Source organism: Salmonella sp. SAL4457 (assembly GCF_046548235.1).
Taxonomy (GTDB): domain Bacteria; phylum Pseudomonadota; class Gammaproteobacteria; order Enterobacterales; family Enterobacteriaceae; genus Salmonella; species Salmonella enterica.
In genome coordinates, this window is the sequence record NZ_JBGDZO010001116.1 from 1 (window position 1) to 245 (window position 245).

The window sequence follows — 245 nt, forward strand, 5'->3', positions numbered from 1 at the left end:
TCGCTGTCCTGGGTCGAGAAGGCCATGTCAGGACGCCTCCTTCACGTTGCGCGAGGGGTTGCCGGCCTGGCGCGCGGCGGAGGGATGGACGATGACGCGGAACGCGCTCTTCTGCGCCAGGCTGTAGAAGTCGTGGGCGAAGTCGTCGAGGTCGGCGGCGGTCAGCTTCAGGCGCCGCAGGAAGTAGTTGTAGACCAGCACCGCCGGCACCGCGACGGCGATTCCCACGCCGGTGGCGATCAGCG

The 245-nt window shown here is 68.6% G+C and carries 1 protein-coding gene; it reads right to left on the reverse strand.

Going from position 1 to position 245, the window contains the following annotated elements:
• Positions 1-27: 27 nt before the first annotated feature.
• Positions 28-245, reverse strand: a 218-nt coding sequence (locus ACLJNW_RS27650) for a MotA/TolQ/ExbB proton channel family protein (protein ID WP_410961767.1), incomplete at its 5' end; no start/stop codon positions are given.